The sequence below is a fragment of the Burkholderia sp. BCC0419 genome (genome assembly GCF_902830285.1).
GTDB lineage: Bacteria > Pseudomonadota > Gammaproteobacteria > Burkholderiales > Burkholderiaceae > Burkholderia.
In genome coordinates this window covers 1,883,735-1,900,639 of sequence record NZ_CADESR010000001.1, presented here as the reverse complement: position 1 = coordinate 1,900,639, position 16,905 = coordinate 1,883,735, and the positions used below count along the sequence as shown (strand labels likewise).

General features: G+C 66.4%; 13 protein-coding genes and 2 tRNA genes. 11 read left to right on the top strand and 4 right to left on the bottom strand.

What is annotated here, in order from left to right:
* The first annotated feature begins 22 nt into the window (after positions 1-22).
* The gene (locus HWW87_RS08490; protein WP_175819931.1) at positions 23-526 is read left to right on the top strand and encodes an Ohr family peroxiredoxin; all 504 of its coding nucleotides are present in this window, start codon (positions 23-25) and stop codon (positions 524-526) included.
* Between the two features lie 236 nt (positions 527-762).
* On the opposite strand, the gene HWW87_RS08485 is transcribed toward HWW87_RS08490, so the two are convergent.
* The 3 genes from HWW87_RS08485 to HWW87_RS08475 form a co-directional block, all read right to left on the bottom strand.
* Positions 763-849, bottom strand: a tRNA-Leu gene (locus HWW87_RS08485).
* Positions 850-961: 112 nt separating this feature from the next.
* On the bottom strand, positions 962-1,951 hold the full coding sequence (locus HWW87_RS08480) for an aliphatic sulfonate ABC transporter substrate-binding protein (protein WP_175819930.1): 990 nt from the start codon (positions 1,949-1,951) through the stop codon (positions 962-964).
* Positions 1,952-2,290: 339 nt separating this feature from the next.
* A tRNA-Leu gene (locus tag HWW87_RS08475) sits at positions 2,291-2,377 on the bottom strand.
* Positions 2,378-2,932: 555 nt separating this feature from the next.
* Here HWW87_RS08475 and HWW87_RS08470 point away from each other — a divergent pair.
* Positions 2,933-5,245, top strand: coding sequence for an ATP-binding protein (locus HWW87_RS08470; RefSeq protein ID WP_175819929.1), 2,313 nt, complete (start codon positions 2,933-2,935; stop codon positions 5,243-5,245).
* 586 nt (positions 5,246-5,831) lie between these two features.
* Here HWW87_RS08470 and HWW87_RS08465 read toward each other — a convergent pair.
* Positions 5,832-8,732, bottom strand: coding sequence for a glycosyl hydrolase family 18 protein (locus HWW87_RS08465; RefSeq protein ID WP_279608010.1), 2,901 nt, complete (start codon positions 8,730-8,732; stop codon positions 5,832-5,834).
* A 307-nt stretch (positions 8,733-9,039) separates the two neighbouring features.
* Here HWW87_RS08465 and gbpA point away from each other — a divergent pair, with 307 nt between their 5' ends.
* The 9 genes from gbpA (at position 9,040) to HWW87_RS08420 (ending at position 16,876) form a co-directional block, all read left to right on the top strand.
* Positions 9,040-10,500 carry an N-acetylglucosamine-binding protein GbpA gene (gbpA, locus tag HWW87_RS08460; RefSeq protein ID WP_175819927.1) on the top strand — a complete coding sequence of 487 codons (1,461 nt, stop codon included), beginning with the start codon at positions 9,040-9,042 and terminating at the stop codon, positions 10,498-10,500.
* A 274-nt stretch (positions 10,501-10,774) separates the two neighbouring features.
* Entirely contained in the window at positions 10,775-11,215 is a 441-nt protein-coding gene (gene gspG, locus HWW87_RS08455) for a type II secretion system major pseudopilin GspG (protein ID WP_174429441.1), read from the top strand.
* Positions 11,190-11,702: a lytic transglycosylase domain-containing protein gene (locus tag HWW87_RS08450; protein WP_175819926.1), complete on the top strand. Its 513-nt coding sequence runs from the start codon at positions 11,190-11,192 to the stop codon at positions 11,700-11,702. Before gspG ends, HWW87_RS08450 begins: the two co-directional genes overlap by 26 nt.
* 2 nt (positions 11,703-11,704) lie before the next feature.
* A complete protein-coding gene (locus HWW87_RS08445) occupies positions 11,705-12,889 on the top strand; it encodes a type II secretion system F family protein (protein WP_175819925.1) in 1,185 nt (394 codons plus the stop codon).
* A 50-nt stretch (positions 12,890-12,939) separates the two neighbouring features.
* Complete coding sequence (locus HWW87_RS08440) at positions 12,940-14,571, top strand: GspE/PulE family protein (protein WP_175819924.1); 1,632 nt, start codon at positions 12,940-12,942, stop codon at positions 14,569-14,571.
* Positions 14,552-15,319 (top strand): hypothetical protein, encoded by a 768-nt coding sequence (locus HWW87_RS08435; RefSeq protein ID WP_244107155.1) that lies wholly within the window; start codon positions 14,552-14,554, stop codon positions 15,317-15,319. The genes HWW87_RS08440 and HWW87_RS08435 overlap by 20 nt, the downstream gene beginning before the upstream one ends.
* Positions 15,316-15,846, top strand: coding sequence for a hypothetical protein (locus tag HWW87_RS08430; RefSeq protein ID WP_175819923.1), 531 nt, complete (start codon positions 15,316-15,318; stop codon positions 15,844-15,846). The genes HWW87_RS08435 and HWW87_RS08430 overlap by 4 nt, the downstream gene beginning before the upstream one ends.
* Positions 15,843-16,397: a hypothetical protein gene (locus HWW87_RS08425; protein WP_175819922.1), complete on the top strand. Its 555-nt coding sequence runs from the start codon at positions 15,843-15,845 to the stop codon at positions 16,395-16,397. The genes HWW87_RS08430 and HWW87_RS08425 overlap by 4 nt, the downstream gene beginning before the upstream one ends.
* Positions 16,394-16,876, top strand: coding sequence for a hypothetical protein (locus HWW87_RS08420; protein ID WP_174429435.1), 483 nt, complete (start codon positions 16,394-16,396; stop codon positions 16,874-16,876). Before HWW87_RS08425 ends, HWW87_RS08420 begins: the two co-directional genes overlap by 4 nt.
* The last annotated feature ends 29 nt before the right edge of the window (positions 16,877-16,905 follow it).

Here is a 16,905-nt window from a genome sequence, read left to right as displayed (position 1 = left end):
GTCCGCACTCGGGAGAAACGCCATGCATCGTCCGACGCGGCCTTCGGTATCGCTGCTCGATCCTTATACCGGCAGCGAACCGCTGCCGCTTTACACGACGACGGTGACCGTCACCGGCGGCGAAGCGGCCCACGGACGATCGTCCGGACGCGCGCGTTCGACAACCGGCGAACTGGATGTGTCGTTGCGCCTGCCGGTTGAACTGGGTGGCGCGGGTGGCGGTACGAATCCGGAGCAGTTGTTCGCGGCTGGCTTCGCGGCGTGCTTTCATGGCGCGTTGACGCTGGTGGCGATGAAGCGTCGAATTCGCCTGCCGTCCGATCTCGCGATCGCGGCCAGCGCAACGTTTCAGCGCGATCCGGCGGATGGCCTGTTTGCAATCGCGCTCGATATCGAGGTCGGCATGCCGGGCGTCGACGCGGAAGCTGCGCGGGAGCTGGTCGCGGAGACGGAGGCGATTTGTCCGTACGCGAAGATGGCGAGGGACGGGATTCAGCATGTCGTGCGCGTCACCGGGACGGTGTAATCACGATGTCGCCGCGGGATCGACGCCTGCGGCGACGGAAATGAAAAAAGGCCGGCTAGAAGCCGACCTTTTTAAAAACAGATGGTGCCCAGGAGAGGACTCGGTCACACATGCGCGACCCCGGCTGCGCTTGCAAGCGCAGCCTTTCGAGTCCTCGCGCAAAGCGCGCAGGCGCTTTGCTTCCTGGGCTTGAAATGAAAAAAGGCCGGCTAGAAGCCGACCTTTTCAAAAACAGATGGTGCCCAGGAGAGGACTCGAACCTCCACGATGTTGCCACCGCTAGGACCTGAACCTAGTGCGTCTACCAATTCCGCCACCTGGGCACGTTTCGCTTGCTGCGATGCGAAGACCGCTATTTTAGCGTGCTGGCGGAGTCTGTCAACACAATTTCATCCGAAGCAGCAAAAATATTGCGCGCCTTAGGCGGCGAGATCGTCACGCGCCGACCGGCTCCGCGCGCTTCGCCGTGAAATTCCAGCGCTGGGCCTGGCTCGTATCGACGCGGGCGGGCAGCAGTCCGGCCGCCAGGAACGTATCGGCGATCTTCTGCTGTTCGCCGAAGTTTTGCGTGGCCACCGCGCGGACGAGGTAGCTGCGTCGCGTATTCGCCCGCGCGATCGTCGCGGCATCGAGCCCCCAGATCGGCGCGAGCGTGTTCGCGGCGTCCTGCGGATGGTCGCGCAGCCACGCGCCGGCCAGCGACAGTTGGTCGAACAGAATCTGGACGACGTCGGGGCGCGCGGCGGCAAAGGTGCTCGATGCGAGGTAATAGCGCTGGTACGACGCGAGTCCGTTGCCGTCGGCCAGGATCCGGACGTCGGGATTCCGGTCGACTGACGCGACATAGGGATCCCACGTGATCCATGCGTCCACGCTGCCGCGCTCGAATGCGGCGCGGCCGTCCGCGGGCGTCAGGTAATGGATCGCCACATCGGCGGGCGCGAGCTTCGCGCGTGCGAGCGCGGCAAGCAGCAGGTAGTGGCTGCCGGCCGCCTTCGTGACCGCGATACGCCGGCCCTTGAGATCGGCGAGCGTGCGCAGCGTGCTGTCCTGCTTGACGACGATCGCCTGCGCCTTCGGCGAAGGCGCCTCCTGCGCGACGTACACGAAACGCGCATGCGCGGCCTGCGCGAAGACCGGGACCGTATCGGCCACGTCGGCACTGAAGTCGATGGCGCCGACGTTGAGCGCTTCGGTCAGCGGCAATCCGCTAGCGAATTCATGCCATGACGCACGCAGGCCGAGCGGCGTCAGCGCCTGCTCGAGCGTGCCACGCGTCTTGAGCAGCGTGATCAGCGTCGACGACTTCTGGTAACCGATGCGCAGCGTGGCCGGCGCGTTCTCGGCATGCGCGCGGACACCGGCGGCAGCGAGGCCCGCGGCCAGCATCGCGCGCGCGAATGCGCGGCGGTTCATCGACGTCATGAAGGGTGCTCCTCGTTGGATGCGTTGAAAGCGAGGCGGCTAACGTAACAACGGGGAGGGCGATTGATAACCGATAAATTCTGCTATCGATCGGAGCGGCCGACATAAGGGCCGAAGACAGGCACTCGCGATGCCAGTGCCGAAATGAAAAAAGGCCGACTAGAAGCCGACCTTTCTAAAGCAGATGGTGCCTAGGAGAGGACTCGGTCACACATGCGCGACCCCGGCTGCGCTTGCAAGCGCAGCCTTTCGAGTCCTCACGCAAAGCGCGCAGGCGCTTTGCTTCCCGGGCCGGAAATGAAAAAAGGCCGGCTAGAAGCCGACCTTTTCAAAAACAGATGGTGCCCAGGAGAGGACTCGAACCTCCACGATGTTGCCACCGCTAGGACCTGAACCTAGTGCGTCTACCAATTCCGCCACCTGGGCACGTTTCGCTTGCTGCGATGCGAAAGACCGCAATTATAGCCGGTCCCAAGTGGCTGTCAACACAATTCCATGGGAGCCCGCAAAAAATATGCGTTCGCGCTCGATCGCCCGCTCGTGCCTCGACGGATCGGAAACGCCCCCGTTGCACGGCGAAGTTCCGTCGCAGCGGTCCCGTATCGACGCGAGCCGGCCCCGCGGCCCGTAGCCCGGTTGCGGACAACGGCGGCAGGTCTGCCATCCATCCTTGTCATCGGCCACACGCTCAATTTCGAGGGATAAGACGAGTACTAAAGTTGGGATAAATTCAATGGGACAAGAGATAATTGAATCTGGCGCTTGAAAAAAATCAAATCGATTCGAGCAACATGTCGGTCTGGTAACCGACAGCCGAATGCGGCGCGGTTGTGTGTTGAGGAACCCGGGCCCGCCTGCACGGTAGCAGCGTGGCGGGATCGCCTGTGCGACGAAGAATGCGGCCGGTCCGCCGCAGACAATTCAGGAAATGCGCACCCATCGAACTCGGGCAAATAAAACAATAACGAGGAATGCCATCCCATGCCTGACTGGCTCAATCGAGTCTGGACAATCGCGACATCCGTGCGGCCCGCCGTCTGGCCGCTGTCGGCCGGCGTTGCATTGCTGGCGGCGCTCAGCTGTACGCCGGCGGCCGAGACGCTGCTGTCTCCGCTCGACCGTCTGTACTGGAATCTGGTCACGACCGGCGTCGATCACGGCGCGCGCGACGATGTCGTCGTCATCTCGATCGACAAGAAGACGGTCGCCGAACTGGGTGGCGACGCAAGCTATACGCGAGCCGCCCATGCACAAGTGCTCGATCGCCTGGGCAGTGCATCGAGCGTCGTGCTCGACATGACGATGTTCAGCCCGGGGCGCGGCGACGACGCGCTCGCGGCTGCGCTCGCCCGGCACGGGCGGGTCGTGCTGCCCGTCCACGTGTCGCCGGAGGGCACGCGCGCCGACACCGTGCTGCTGCCCGCGCCGCGGTTGCGCGGCGCGGCGGCGGCCGTCGGCCAGCGCAGCGTCGTGCTCGGCAGCGACCATCTGGTGCAGGGTATCGTGCCGTACGTCCGGACTGGCGATTCGGATCACGAACTGTCGCATGTCGCGTTGCAGGCGATCCGTGTCGCGGGTATGTCGCTGCCGGCCGGCGACGTGCGCCTCCACGTGCAGGACCACGTGTCCAGGCTCGGGCATGTCGAAGCGAGTTCGCTCGCGCTGTTCCTGCCGGCGCGCTTCGATCTCGAGCACTATTCGTACGTCGATGTGCTGAAGGGGCGGATCCCTGAGTCGGCGTGGCGCGGCCGCATCGTCTTCATCGGCGACGCGATGGATCTGTCGGGCCTCTACGACCTGTCGACGTCGGCGGGCGGACGGCTGCGCCGCGTCGAGGTGGACGCGCTGGTGACGCAGGCGCTGATCGACGGCCACATCCTGTGGCGCGAGCCGATGGCGATCCAGATCGCCGTCAGCATCGCGGTCGCGACGGGGATGCTGCTGATCTGCCTGCTGGTGCCGGGCTGGCGCATGTACGCATTCGCGATCGGGTGGCTGGCCGCGTTCGTCGCCGCCGAAGTGATGCTGCTCGTGCATGGGTCGTACTGGGCACCGATCGGGCCGTTGCTTGCCGTGTGCGTCTTGATTTTCGCGATGTGTGGCTGGCGGCGCGCCGGCAGTCTGCGGGCGTTCCTGCTGAGCGAATACGGGATGCTGCGCGGGCTGGCCGGCCAGCACGCGTTCGTCGGCTTGCCGCCCGCGGCCGACGCGGGCAGCGCACTGCCGGCGACGGATGAAGTCGAACTCGCGATGCAAAGCATTCGCGAGTGGCGGACGGCGTATGTCGACATGATCGAGACGCTGCCGTATCCGATCTTCGTCGAACAGCGTGGCGAGATGCTGATGTGTAACGCACGCGGCCGCGCGATGCTGGCGGCGCTCGACGCCGATGGCGACGCGGCGGTACGGCGCGTGCTGACGATCGTGCGCGACGAAGTGCTGACCGCGAAGGCAAGCGGCAAGATCCATTCGGCCGAGCTGGCGCTGAACGGGCGCACGCAGATGGTGATGGTGACGCCGTTCGGCGATGGCGAACGGCACAGTTCGACCGCGAGCATGATCTGCCTCGTCGATATCCACAACATCAAGGCCGCGGTCGAAAGCGACCGGCGCACGCTGCGGCACATGGCGCACGATCTGCGCAACCCGCTGTCGACGGTGCTGTCGCTGCTCGAGGAGCGCAACCAGGCCGACGGCGCGAGCGACGAGGATTTCCTGGCCGACCTGCACAAGCTCGTCGACTACAGCCTGCGCGTCGCGCAGGATTTCACGCAGTTGTCGCGCGCGGAGCACCTCGATACGCACGCGTACGTGCCGATGTCGGCGAACGATCTTGCGACGGAAGCGGTCGATCATGTCTGGCACAGCGCGAACGGGAAGCGCATCCGCGTCGAGGGCCCGCATTACGATGGCGACGACGTGTTCGTCCTCGGCAATCGCGACATGCTGCTGCGCGCGTTGACCAACCTGCTCGACAACGCGATCAAGTACTCGGCCGAGGAGACGGTGGTCGACGTGTGGATCGACGCCGACGACCGGCAGGTTTCGGTGGCGGTGCAGGACCAGGGGATCGGCATCCCGGCCGACGCGATGCCACGGCTGTTCGAGCCGTTCTTTCAGGTCGCCGGCACGTATCGCGACGCAAGCCGCGGGGTCGGCCTCGGGCTGCCGTTCGTGAAGGCGGTGATCGAGCGCCACGGCGGATCGGTCGAGGTGACGTCGGCGCCGGGGCAGGGCAGCCGCTTTACCGTACGCTTGCCGAGAACCGTTGCGCAAATGCTCGACGACGCGTGACCGGCTGAGCGCCGGAACGGTGGCGCGGGTGCGCTTTGCCGAAGCCGGGCGAGGATTGAAACCGGGGCGATGAAAGGCCGGATCCTGTACTGCACGGGGTCCGGCCTTTTTGCGTTCGGGCGCGGCGTTCGTCATGAAGGCAAAACGGAGGCCCGATAGACCGTCGAATGACGTGGCGTGTGCCTCGCTCGAGCGGCGGGAAACGCGAAAGGGTTGCGTGTGTCTCGCTGTCGTGCCGCGTGCCGCGTGCCGCGTGCCGCGTACTGCGCGACGGCGATGCCGCGGATGCCACCTGGCGATGATGGTCCGCCGGCCCGGTCCTGTCGGCAATCGCGCGGACTACCCGGCGTATTTGCAGGCCGACCCTGCAGGCCGACCCGGTGACGCACGCAAGCACGCGCAGTGGCACGGCAAGAGCCGGAAACCGACATCTGAAACGGCTACGCATCGCCTGCTCCGGAAACGAAAACGCCCCCGCACGAGGCGAGGGCGATTCCGGCATTTGCCGTTGTGCGTCGGTAGACGCGGGTTTCACATCGGCCGGGGCGCCACGATGGCGCGGCCGGCCGAACCTGACACGTCAGTCTTACTCCTTGTGCTCCTCCCATGCCTGGTCCCATGCGGTGCCCTTGCCCGGCTCGTAAGCCCAGGCCGCCATCGAGCACCAGTTGGTGTACGGGAACGGCTTGCAGCGGAACAGCTTGCCGTTGTTGGAGACGATGTCGCCGGCGCTGTACTTCGTCCCTTCCTTGTACTGCGGGTGGTCGCCGCCGCCGTTGTTGCCGCCTTCGCCGCCACCTTCACCGCCGCCGTTGCCGCCGCCGTTACCACCGCCTTCGCCGCCACCGTTACCGCCGCCGTTGCCGCCGTCACCGTGGAGCGTCCACGCGTCGTTCCACGCGAAGCCCTTGCCCGGTTCGTATGCCGCCGGCGCGCCGGAGCACCAGCCGCTGTACGGGAACGGCTTGCACTGGTACAGCTTGCCGAGGTTCGACACGATGTCGCCGGCGTTGTATTGCGTACCGGCCTTGTATGCCGGGTAGTCGCCGCCACCATTGCCGCCGCCTTCGCCACCTGCGCCGCCGCCCATATCCTTCGCCTTCACGAGCACCGTGTGTTTCGCGGTGCTCGACAGCTTGCCGTCGCTGACCGTGACCGAGAACGTGAACGACTGGTCCTTCGCGAGTTCGGGCGCGGTGAAGTTCAACGTCGCGCCGTTCGGCGTTGCGTTGATGCCGGTCGGGACGCTCCACTTGAAGCTCAGCTTGTCGCCGTCCGGGTCGGTCGACTTCGCGGCCGACAGCGTCACGGCCTGGCCGGCTTCAACCGTCGCCGGGCCGCCGAGGTGCGCGACCGGCGGGCGGTTTTCGCCCGGCGATGGCTCGACCGTCGCTTCCGCCTGCGCGGTCACGACGACCTGCGCCGTATCCTTCAACCCGGCCGGGTCGGTGACCGTCACGCGGAACGTGTACTTCGTGTCCTGTTTGACCGACGGAACGTCGACGCTCGCCGTCGCGCTCGTCGTATTGACGAGCTTCAGCGGATCGCCGCCGACCTGTTCCCACTTGAAGCTCAGCTTGTCGCCGTCGGGGTCGCGCGACTTCGACGCATCGAGCGTCACCTTCTGCGGCCCGGTCACCGTCAGGTCGGCCCCCGCGTTCGCGACCGGCGGATGGTTTTCGGCCCCGCCGCCGCCTTCGTCGCCGTGGCCGAGGCCCTTGTGCATCGCGTTCAGGATGTCGCCGTTGTCCGCGTCGATTTCCCACGAGAACATGCCGCCCAGCTGATGCGCGCGCACGTAGTCGCCCTTGGCGAGGACCGAACGCTCGTCGTCGAACGTGAGGAGTTCGCCGGTGCCCTTGTTGAAGACGTACGGCGCTTCGGCCGTCTGGTCGTAGTGATATTCGTAACCGTTGATGCCGGTGTTGTTCGGCCCGATCATCTCCGCCTTGAGCTTCTTGTAGTCGAGGATGCCCGGTTCCCACTGGCCCTTGTGCGGGCCCGTCGCCGTGCCGGTGAACGGATTGCCGTCGGCATAGCCGTGCACGCCGTTCCAGCCGCGCGCATACGCCGCCGCGCCGACCACGAGCTTCTTCGGATCGACGCCCTGCGCGAGCAGCGCCTTGATCGAGTTGTGGGTCGTGTACGCGGTGTCCGGCTTCCAGTTCGGCGCGTACAGCGCGGTTTGATGGCCCAGATCCGTCAGACTGAACGCACCGTAGAAGTCGTACGTCATGTCGAAGATGTAGTCCATGTACTTCGTGGCTTCCTTGTAGTTCACCACGTCGATCTTGTCCTTGCCCGCGCCGATCGCCGACGTCAGCTCGTAGGTCCGGCCGCTTTCCTGCGACAGCTTGTCGAGCATCTGCCGCAGTTCCTTCATCAGCGTCACGTACAGCGGGCCGTCCTTCACCGGATCGCCGAGCGACGGATTCACGCCCTTGCCGCCGGGGAATTCCCAGTCGATGTCGACGCCGTCGAAGAACTTCCATGTGCGCAGCAGTTGTTCGGTCGAATCGACGAACACCTTGCGCTTCGCCGGATCGTGCATCTGGAAGAACGGGTCGGATAGCGTCCAGCCGCCGATCGACGGGAGGATCTTCAGGTTCGGGTTGCGCTTCTTCGCCGCCATCATCTGGCCGAGCACGCCCTTGAGCTTCGAATTCGCGGTCTGGCCCGGCAAGGTCTTGGCCATCTCGCCGTAGGTGTCGTGGATCGCGACGCTGTAGTCGGGCAGGCCCTTGCAGCTTTGCATCAGCGTGTTGAACGAGCCCGGCAGGTCCTTCGCGAGCGACGCGTTCACGTCCGTGCCGCCGCAGATCGGGATGAAGCCGTACAGCATGTGCGTGAGGTTCTCGACCGGCACGTTGTCGACGTTGAACTTGCGGTCGTAGATCGACCAGGTCGCGAAGTAGGTGCCGACCACCGAGCCGGTCGTGTTCGCATACGGCTTGTGGTTCTTGCTCGCGTTGTTCGGCAGGTCGTCCGCCAGTTCGGAAATCGTGTCGAACACGACCACGTCGAGCGGCGCGCTGTCGCTCGCCGCGCCGTTGGCGTCGATCACGCGGACCTGCATCTTCTTCACGCCGGGCGTCTTCACGTTCGCGACCACCTGGCCGCTTTGCGTGCCGCCGGGCGTCATCCTGACCTCCGACGCCGGATCGACGACGCCGTCGACCACCGCGACCGCCTTCACGGCGGTGCCGTTGCTCCAGATGTCGAACGGCAGCGGCACGTCGACCTTCTTGTTCAGCTTGACGATGTCCTTGTACGGCGCGACGCCGGCCTTCTGCATGTCGATCTCGACGAAGCCGTGCGGCTGCGACGTGATTTCGTACTGCTTCAGGCTGGGCTTGCCGGGCGCGGCCAGCGCGGCGTTCGCGAAGCTCAGTGCGCTGGCCGCCGCGAGCGCGGCATAGGCAACGTGCGCACGGCGCAGCGAGCGGCGGCGGATCACGATGTCGGGAGTGCGTTTATGCGATTTCAATTTGATAACCATCCATCCAGGTGTTGAAAAAGAGTGCGGGAAAGCGAGCACATTCTTTTTCCTGGGCGGCATGGCGGCAACGATTCTCAACGCAATCTAAAAGCGGACGGGCAGGGGGAAAGCGGATAACGGGCGGGGGACGACGAATCTTTGAGAGATCGTTCAGGAAGGTACGCCGACGCGCGGCGCCTGACGATACTGCACCCAGCGTTTCGTCAGCAGGACGTGCGTCACGCACATTCCGGCGGATCGCTCGCGATTCTCTTAACGAGGCAATCCCATTCAACGCTCAACCAAACGAAATCAGATGAGAACCCGATCAGCTAAAAAGACCCTCTTTACCCTGTCGCCGCTCGTAGCCTGCGCGTCGATGTTCTTCGCGCAAGCCGCATTTGCCCACGGCTACCTGTCGGAGCCGCCGTCGCGCAACCTGCTGTGCAGCTCGAAGGCGGGCAAGATCGAAAACTTCAACTGCGGTTCGGTCACCTATGAACCGCAAAGCGTCGAAGGCAAGCAGGGCTTCCCGGCCGCCGGCGCGCCGGACGGCGAGATCGCGAGCGGCGGCGTGACGCAGTTCAGCGAACTCAACGAGCAGTCGGTCGATCGCTGGAAGATCACCGACATCAAGCCGGGCGCGCAGAAGTTCAAGTGGACGTTCACCGCGCCGCACGTGACGAAGGAATTCAAGTACTACCTGACGAAGCAGGGCTGGAATCCGAACGCGAAGCTCACGCGCGAGCAGTTCGACCTGACGCCGTTCTGCACGATCGACGGCGGGATGAAGAAAGCCGACGAGATCGGCCCGCACAGCTGCACGATCCCGTCGGACAAGAAGGGCCATCACGTGATGCTGACGACGTGGCACGTCGGCGATACGGCCGGCATGTTCTACAACGTGGCCGACCTGAACATCACCGACGCCGGCGGTCCGACCGATCCGGGCAAGCCGAACTGGTCGAACGTCGGCAGCATCGCGCCGACGATGGACCTGAAGACCGGCGACAAGGTCACGAACCGCGTGTTCAAGTCGGGCGGCGAAGTACCGTCGATGAAGACCACGGTGACGATCGGTTCCGCGCAGCAGGGCGAGCGCAACATGTGGCCGATGCTGCTCGCGAAGGAAATCAACCGCACCCAGGCGGCGAGCCTGATCGCCGGCGTCGAGCGCGACGGCCGCATCGAGCCCGCGCTCGGCAAGAACGACGTGTTCTCGAAAAGTACCAGCGGCATCGTGCGTACCGAGACGACGATCGATCATCAGCCGGAAGGCGGCCTCGACGAAGGCTTCAGCATCTCGAACAACGGCGAGTTCAAGATCCAGAACGGCAAGGCGACCGCGAAGTTCTTCCTGAAGTTCAACCACGCGAAGGACACCAACGTCACGGTGAAGGTTTACGACGCGGCGAACTCGCTGGTCGGCTCGAAGTCGTCGACGATGCGTATGCAGGGCGACGTGAACGTCGACATCGCGAACGCGAAGGCGGGCGACCACACGGCCGTGGCGACGTCGCAGATCGACGGCGGCACGCTGAAGCAGGAAACCACCACGTTCAAGCTGACCGGCGAATCGGGCGGCGGCGAAGGCGCGCAGTGCCAGGCCGCATGGAAGCAGGGCACGGCCTACACGGGCGGTGCGAAAGTGCAGCACAACGGCCGCACGTACGAGGCGCGCTGGTGGACCCAGAACGAGGTCCCGGGCGATCCGGCGTCGACGGGTGCCGACCATACCGGCAAGGTGTGGAAGGACGTGGGTGCCTGCAGCAAGTAACGACCTGAAAAGGCGTTGAGGCGAGCCGCGCGCAGCAATGCGCGCGGCTTTTTTTATTGACGCGCGGCCGCGGATCGACCGATTCAAAACAGCCGTTGATATTTCGTTGATGAAGGTGGTGGCACTTCCCTTCGCCCGGGAAAATGACCTCATCGATCGGCGCTTTCCTTCAATCGAACCAGCCTCTCCGAAAGCGCCTCATTCACCTGCCGTCTGCAACACGACGGCCCCCGGCCGCGACGCCGTGCCGGGATCTCTACAGAGGGCAAACGACGTGAAACAGAACTACCGGAAATGGGCAACGCGCCGCGGCCAGCAGGGTTTTACGCTGCTGGAGCTGCTGGTCGTGCTGCTGATCATCGCGCTCCTGGCCGGCTATGTCGGTCCGAAGCTGTTCTCGCAGGTCGACAAGGCCAAGGTCAAGTCGACTGAAGCGCAGATGAAGACGCTGGGTGACGCGGCCACGCAATTCCGGCTCGACACCGGCCGCTATCCGACGGCCGACGAAGGGCTCGACTCGCTGGTCGCGCAGCCGCAAGGCAGCGACGGCTGGAACGGTCCGTACCTCGCGAAGGCCGTGCCGAAGGACGGCTGGGGCCGCGCATACCAATGGAACGTGCCGGGCCGCGAAGGCGAGGCGGAGATCGTGTCGCTCGGACGGGACGGTCGTGTCGGCGGGAGTGGCCTCGATGCGGACCTCGTCTATGGCATGTAAGGGTCCGCGCCGCTGGATCGCGGGGGTGGCGCTGTTCGCCGCCTGCGTATCCGGCGCCGCGGCCAAGGATTGCTGGACCCGGGCGGGCGATCGGCACGGCATCGATCCGTTGCTGCTGGTCGCGATCGCGAAAGTGGAATCCGCGCTGAATCCGCGCGCGATGAACTGGAACCGGAACGGCACCTACGACATCGGGCTGATGCAGATCAACAGTTCGCATCTGCCGCGTCTCGTCAAGGTTGGCGTGACGCACAAGCGGTTGATCGACGAGCCGTGCACGTCGATCGACACCGGTGCGTCGATTCTCGCCGGATTCATCGACCGGCACGGCTACACGTGGAACGCGGTCGGCGCGTACAACGCCGGCTCGTCGACCAAACGAGAGCCGGCGCGCAAGGCTTATGCGACCAAGGTCTGGCGCGTGTACCACGCGCTGACGAGCGATCGCGATGCAAGCCTCGCGCTGCTCGACGAATGGCGGAGGTAGCGATGGACGCATTTCGGGTACGCGTGCTGGCCGGCGGCAAGGTCACGCAGCAGGCGGTCGAAGCGGCGAGCGAGACGGACGTGCGTGCGCGGTTCGCGGCGCAGGGCGCGGTCGTGCTCGAGGTTCGGCGCGATACCCGCTTCGGGCGCCGCCGGCGCACGCCGAAGTTCGCGCTGGCGCTGTTCCTGCAGGAACTGTCGACGCTGCTCGACGCGGGCCTCGTGCTGATCGAGGCACTCGAGGCACTGCGCGACAAGGCGGATTCGGGCAGGGACGCGAAACACGTGATCGACCGGATCCTGGCGGTGATGGTCGAGGGCCAGCCGTTGTCGAAGGCGCTCGCGCAGCAGCCGACCATTTTTCCGGCGCTGCTCGTCGCGACGATCGAATCCTCGGAGGGCAGCGGCCAGTTGCCGGTTGTCCTCAAGCGCTATCAGCAATACGAAGTGCGAATCGAACAGGTTCGCAAGCGCGTGATCGGCGCGCTGATCTATCCGGCTGTCGTGATCGGCGTCGGCATCGCGATCCTGCTGTTCATGGCGTTCTTCGTGATTCCGCGTTTCGCCGTGGTGTTCGAGTCGCTCGCGACGCTGCCGGCGACGGCCCGCGCGATGCTCTGGTGGGCGACCCTGCTGCGCGAGAACGGGATGGCGGTCGGGCTCGCGGTTGCGGCGTCGTTCGTCGGCGCGGTGCTGGCGGTGCGCTCGGCTGCCTTCAAGCGCGCGATGCAGCGCCTGATGTGGCGTGCGCCGAAAGTGCGCGACATCTGCGCGCTGTTCGCCCTCACGCGGTTCTACCGGACCGTCGGCCTGCTGATCGCGGGCGGCACGCCGGCGATCGTCGCGCTGGAACTGTCCGGCAAGGTGTTGCCCGAGCACTTTCGCGCGCGGCTCGCCGTCGCGCTGACCGAGATGCGCGCAGGGCGGCCGGTCGCGGCCGTGCTCGCCGCGCATGGATTGACGACGTCGGTCGCCGAGCGGCTGTTGCGCGTGGGCGAACAGAGCGGCGACCTCGGCGGGATGTGCGAGCACATCGCGCAGTTTCACGACGGCGCGCTCGACCGCGCGATCGAGATGCTCAGCAAGGTGTTCGAACCGGTACTGATGCTCGCGGTGGGCGCGACGGTCGGCGCGGTGGTCCTGCTGCTCTACATGCCGATCTTCGAATTGGCCGGCAGCGTCGGATAGCCGTGACGCCAAGGCGTTCGCGATTCCACTGTCCAACTGGAGAAAATTCAATGAAAACGGAACACATCGTTCAACGCTGGCAGTCGGAATCCGACGCGTCGGGCGTCGATTTCGCGCAGTATGTCGCCGGGTTGCTGAGCGCCGATGCGACGCTGCTCGCACAAGCGGCCGCGTGCCTCGGCATCGGCGCGGTCGATGCGGATGCACTGCGTGCGGCGCGCACGCGCTTTGACCTGCTGCCGCTGCACGACGCGCTGACCTGGCGCGTGTTGCCGGTCGAACTCGACGGTGCGCCGTGCGTGGTCGTCGCCGATCCGTTCGCCCGCCACGTGCGCGACGAACTGCTGGCGCGCTTCGGCACGCGGCCTGTCGAACTGGCGATGAGCGCGCCGGGCGAAGTCGAGCGGCTGCTCGGCGACATCGAGTCGAGCGAACGGCTGATGGATGACGTGACGATCGATACGCAGGGCGATTCGCTCGCGCAGGCGATCGAGTCGATCTCGCTCGCGAGCATCGCGAAGGACGAAAGCCCGATCATCCGGCTCGTCAACACGACGCTCTATGACGCGCTGCAGAGCCGCGCCAGCGATATCCATCTCGAAGCGGTGCCGGACGGCCTGTCGATCCGCTACCGGATCGACGGCGTGCTGCAGTCGATCCGCCACATTCCCGGGCTCGAGGCGGCCGCGCAGACGCTGTCGCGTCTCAAGGTGCTCGCCGCGCTCGACATCGCGGAGAAGCGCGTGCCGCAGGACGGCCGCTTCAAGGTCGTGATGCAGGGCCGCGAAATCGATTTCCGCGTGTCGATCATTCCCGGCACCCATGGCGAAAACGCGGTGATGCGCGTGCTCGACAAGTCGCAGCGCGGCGACCGCGTGAGCCTCGACGTGCTCGGCTTCGATGCGCCGACGGCGCGGCGCGTGCGCGCGCTCGCGCATCGTCCGTACGGGCTGATGCTCGTGACGGGGCCGACCGGCAGCGGCAAGTCGACGACGCTGTACGCGGTGCTGTCGGAGGTCAACACCGGCGACGACAAGATCATCACGATCGAGGACCCGGTCGAATACGAGTTGCAGGGCGTGCTGCAGATTCCGGTCAACGAGCGCAAGGGCCTCACGTTCGCGCGCGGGCTGCGCTCGATCCTGCGTCACGATCCCGACACGGTCATGGTCGGCGAGATTCGCGACGAGGAAACCGCGTCGATCGCCGTGCAATCGGCACTTACCGGCCACCGCGTGCTGTCGACCGTGCATGCGAACGACGGGTTCAGCGTGATCGACCGCTTCATCTACATGGGCGTGGAACCGTCGACGTTTCTCGAGGCGCTGAACGGCGTCGTGTCGCAGCGCCTGGTGCGCCGGATCTGCGCGCGCTGCGGCGACGCGGCGCACGGCGCCGATCTGCGCGACGCGCCGCTCGACGAGCTGAAGCGCGTGGTCGTGCCCGGCGCGGGCTGCGAGACGTGCCGCGGCACCGGCTATCACGGCCGGATCGGGCTCGCGGAAGTGCTGACGCTCGACGCGGCGATGAAGGTCGCGTTGCTCGAACGCTCGATCGAGAAGCGCACGCGTGCGCTCGCGGACAACGCCGACTATCAGTCGATGCGCGAGGCTGGGCTGGCAGCGATTCGCGCGCGGCTGACAACGTTCCAGGAGGTGCAGCGTGCGATCGCCGTGGAATAACGCCGTCGCGGTGCTCGACGCCGACACGCTGCGCGTGTGGACGAGCGACAGCTGGCGCGCGCGTCGCGCCGACCCGCCGCACGTTGTCGTCGCGCACGAGGGACTGCCGGCCGAAGCGCTGGCGCAGGTGCTCGGAGACCTGCCAAAGCAGCGTCTGCCGATGTGCAACCGCCTGCAGATCGTCGTCGGCCACCCGTGGATGCATGGCGTCGTGCTGCCGTGGCAGGACGGGCTGGTGTCGGATGCCGCCTGGGACGGCTATGCGCGCGCACTGTTCGCCGCCCGCGCGCAGCGCGGTGCACTGCGCATCCGTATCGAAGCCGGGCGGCACGGCCGTGCACGCCTCGCGGTGGCGGCCTGCGACACGTTGCTCGCGTCGCTCGCGACAGTGAGCCGCGCCGCCGGCTGGCGGCTCGTCAGCGTGCGCGATGCGCTGTCGGCGTCGCTCGCCCTGCATGCGGGCCGCCTGAGCGCGGAAGACTGCCGCTACGCGCTGCTGCAGCCGCGCGTCGTCACCTGCGTGTTTCGTCGCGCGGGCGAGTGGGCCGACGTGGTCACGCTGCCGCGCGCGGGCGGCCGGCGGCTCGACGACTGGTTCGCTGCCGCCGCGCTGATGGCCGGGCAGCCGCTGGCCGGCGCGGCCTTCGCGAGTGCGCTCGACGGCGCGCCGCCGGACGCGGACGGCGTCACGCTGCTCGACGACGCGCGGGGCGACGTGCCCGCGTGCGCATCCGGGGAAGCGGCATGACACGCCTCGACGAACTGGATTTCGCGGCGCCGCGCGCGCGCGTCACCCCGTGGGCGGCCGTCGCGCTGTGCTGCGCGCTGCTCACCGGCGCGTTCGCCGCGAGCGAGTGGTCGCGCGTCGACCAACTGCGCGACGAGGTCGATCGCATCGAAAGCCGTATCGACCAGCGCAAGCGCGCGATCGAGCGCGAGCAGCGCCGGCAGAAGAGCATGACGCCGGAGCAGCGCCGCATCGAGCGTGTGCTTGCCGAGCAGAAGACGAGCGCCGCGGGCTCGGGCCTGTCGGTGGTCGACTGGATCGAGCATGCGTGGACGCCGCAAATCGCGCTGAAGTCGCTGACGGTCGACAAGGCCGGCCGCGAGGCGCGCATCGAAGGCGGCGCGGCGGAGTTGTCGCACATCTACATCTTCATCGATCGCCTGAACGACCGTCACCCGGACCGCAAGATCGGCCTGCTGCAGCACCGCACGAAAGCGGAGGACGGCAAGAACATTTTTCACTTCAGCCTGAGTATCGAACACCCATGACGAACCTGAAAGCAATCGACACGACGGCGCTCGCCGCGCGGCTGCGCTGGGGCGCCTATGCGGCTAGCGCCAAGCTCGGCATGCCGGGGCTGCTGGCGGGCGGACTGGTCGTCGTGCTGATCGGCGCTCACGCGTTGCACCTGCAACCGGACGGCGAGCAGCTCGAGGCCGAGCGTTCGGCGCGCGCGGTGGAACTGGCCGCGCTGCCGAAGCCGGGCAAGCAGGCCGGCGACGGCGGCATGACGCTGCAGCAGGTGCAGCAACTGCGCAGCAGCGAGCAGGCGTACTCGATTTTCCAGATCCTGTCGCAGCGCGGCATGGACCGCAAGCACGCGACTTATCGCCGCGAAGTCGAGATGAAGGGCAAGCTGCGCCGGCTCACGATCAGCGTCGCGCTGAGCGGCAGCTATGTCGGGCTGCGCGAAGCGATGCGCGAGATCGCGGACCAGCCGATGGTGCGCATCGAGGGCGTGTCGATCGAGCGCGACCGGATCGACAGCGCCACGGTTACCGCCGACCTGCGGGTCAGCCTGCTGGGGCCCGACACATGATGCGCCCCGTCCTGATCCCGCTTGCGCTCGCACTCGCCGCCGCCTGCATCTCCGGCGGCAGCACGGCGCACGAGAGCGGCGGCCTGGCGCCGATCGTCGACGTCTTCCCGGCGCAGAGCTGGGCGTCGCTCGGCGCGGAGCCGGCGCGCGACGACCCGCCGCCGGTCGCGGCGCCCGAACCCGCGCCCGAACCGGAACCGCCGTCGCTCGATACGCCGATCGACGCACCGCCGGCCGCCGCCATCCCATTCGAGATCGCCGGAGAGTGGCGCGAGAGCGGTCAGCGCATCGTCGTACTGGAAGGCATCGGCAGGACGTTCCTGCTGTGCGGATCGCGCTGCGACGTGCGCGACGCGGTGCTGCCGGGCGACGAGATCGCCGAAGGCTACCGGCTGAAGAAACTGGGCGAACAGGGCACGGTGATCGTGACCCGGGACAGCACCGATGTCGAGCTGTCACTGCCCGTCCCGACCCAATGAACCCCGAATCCAACCTGTGCCGAACACCA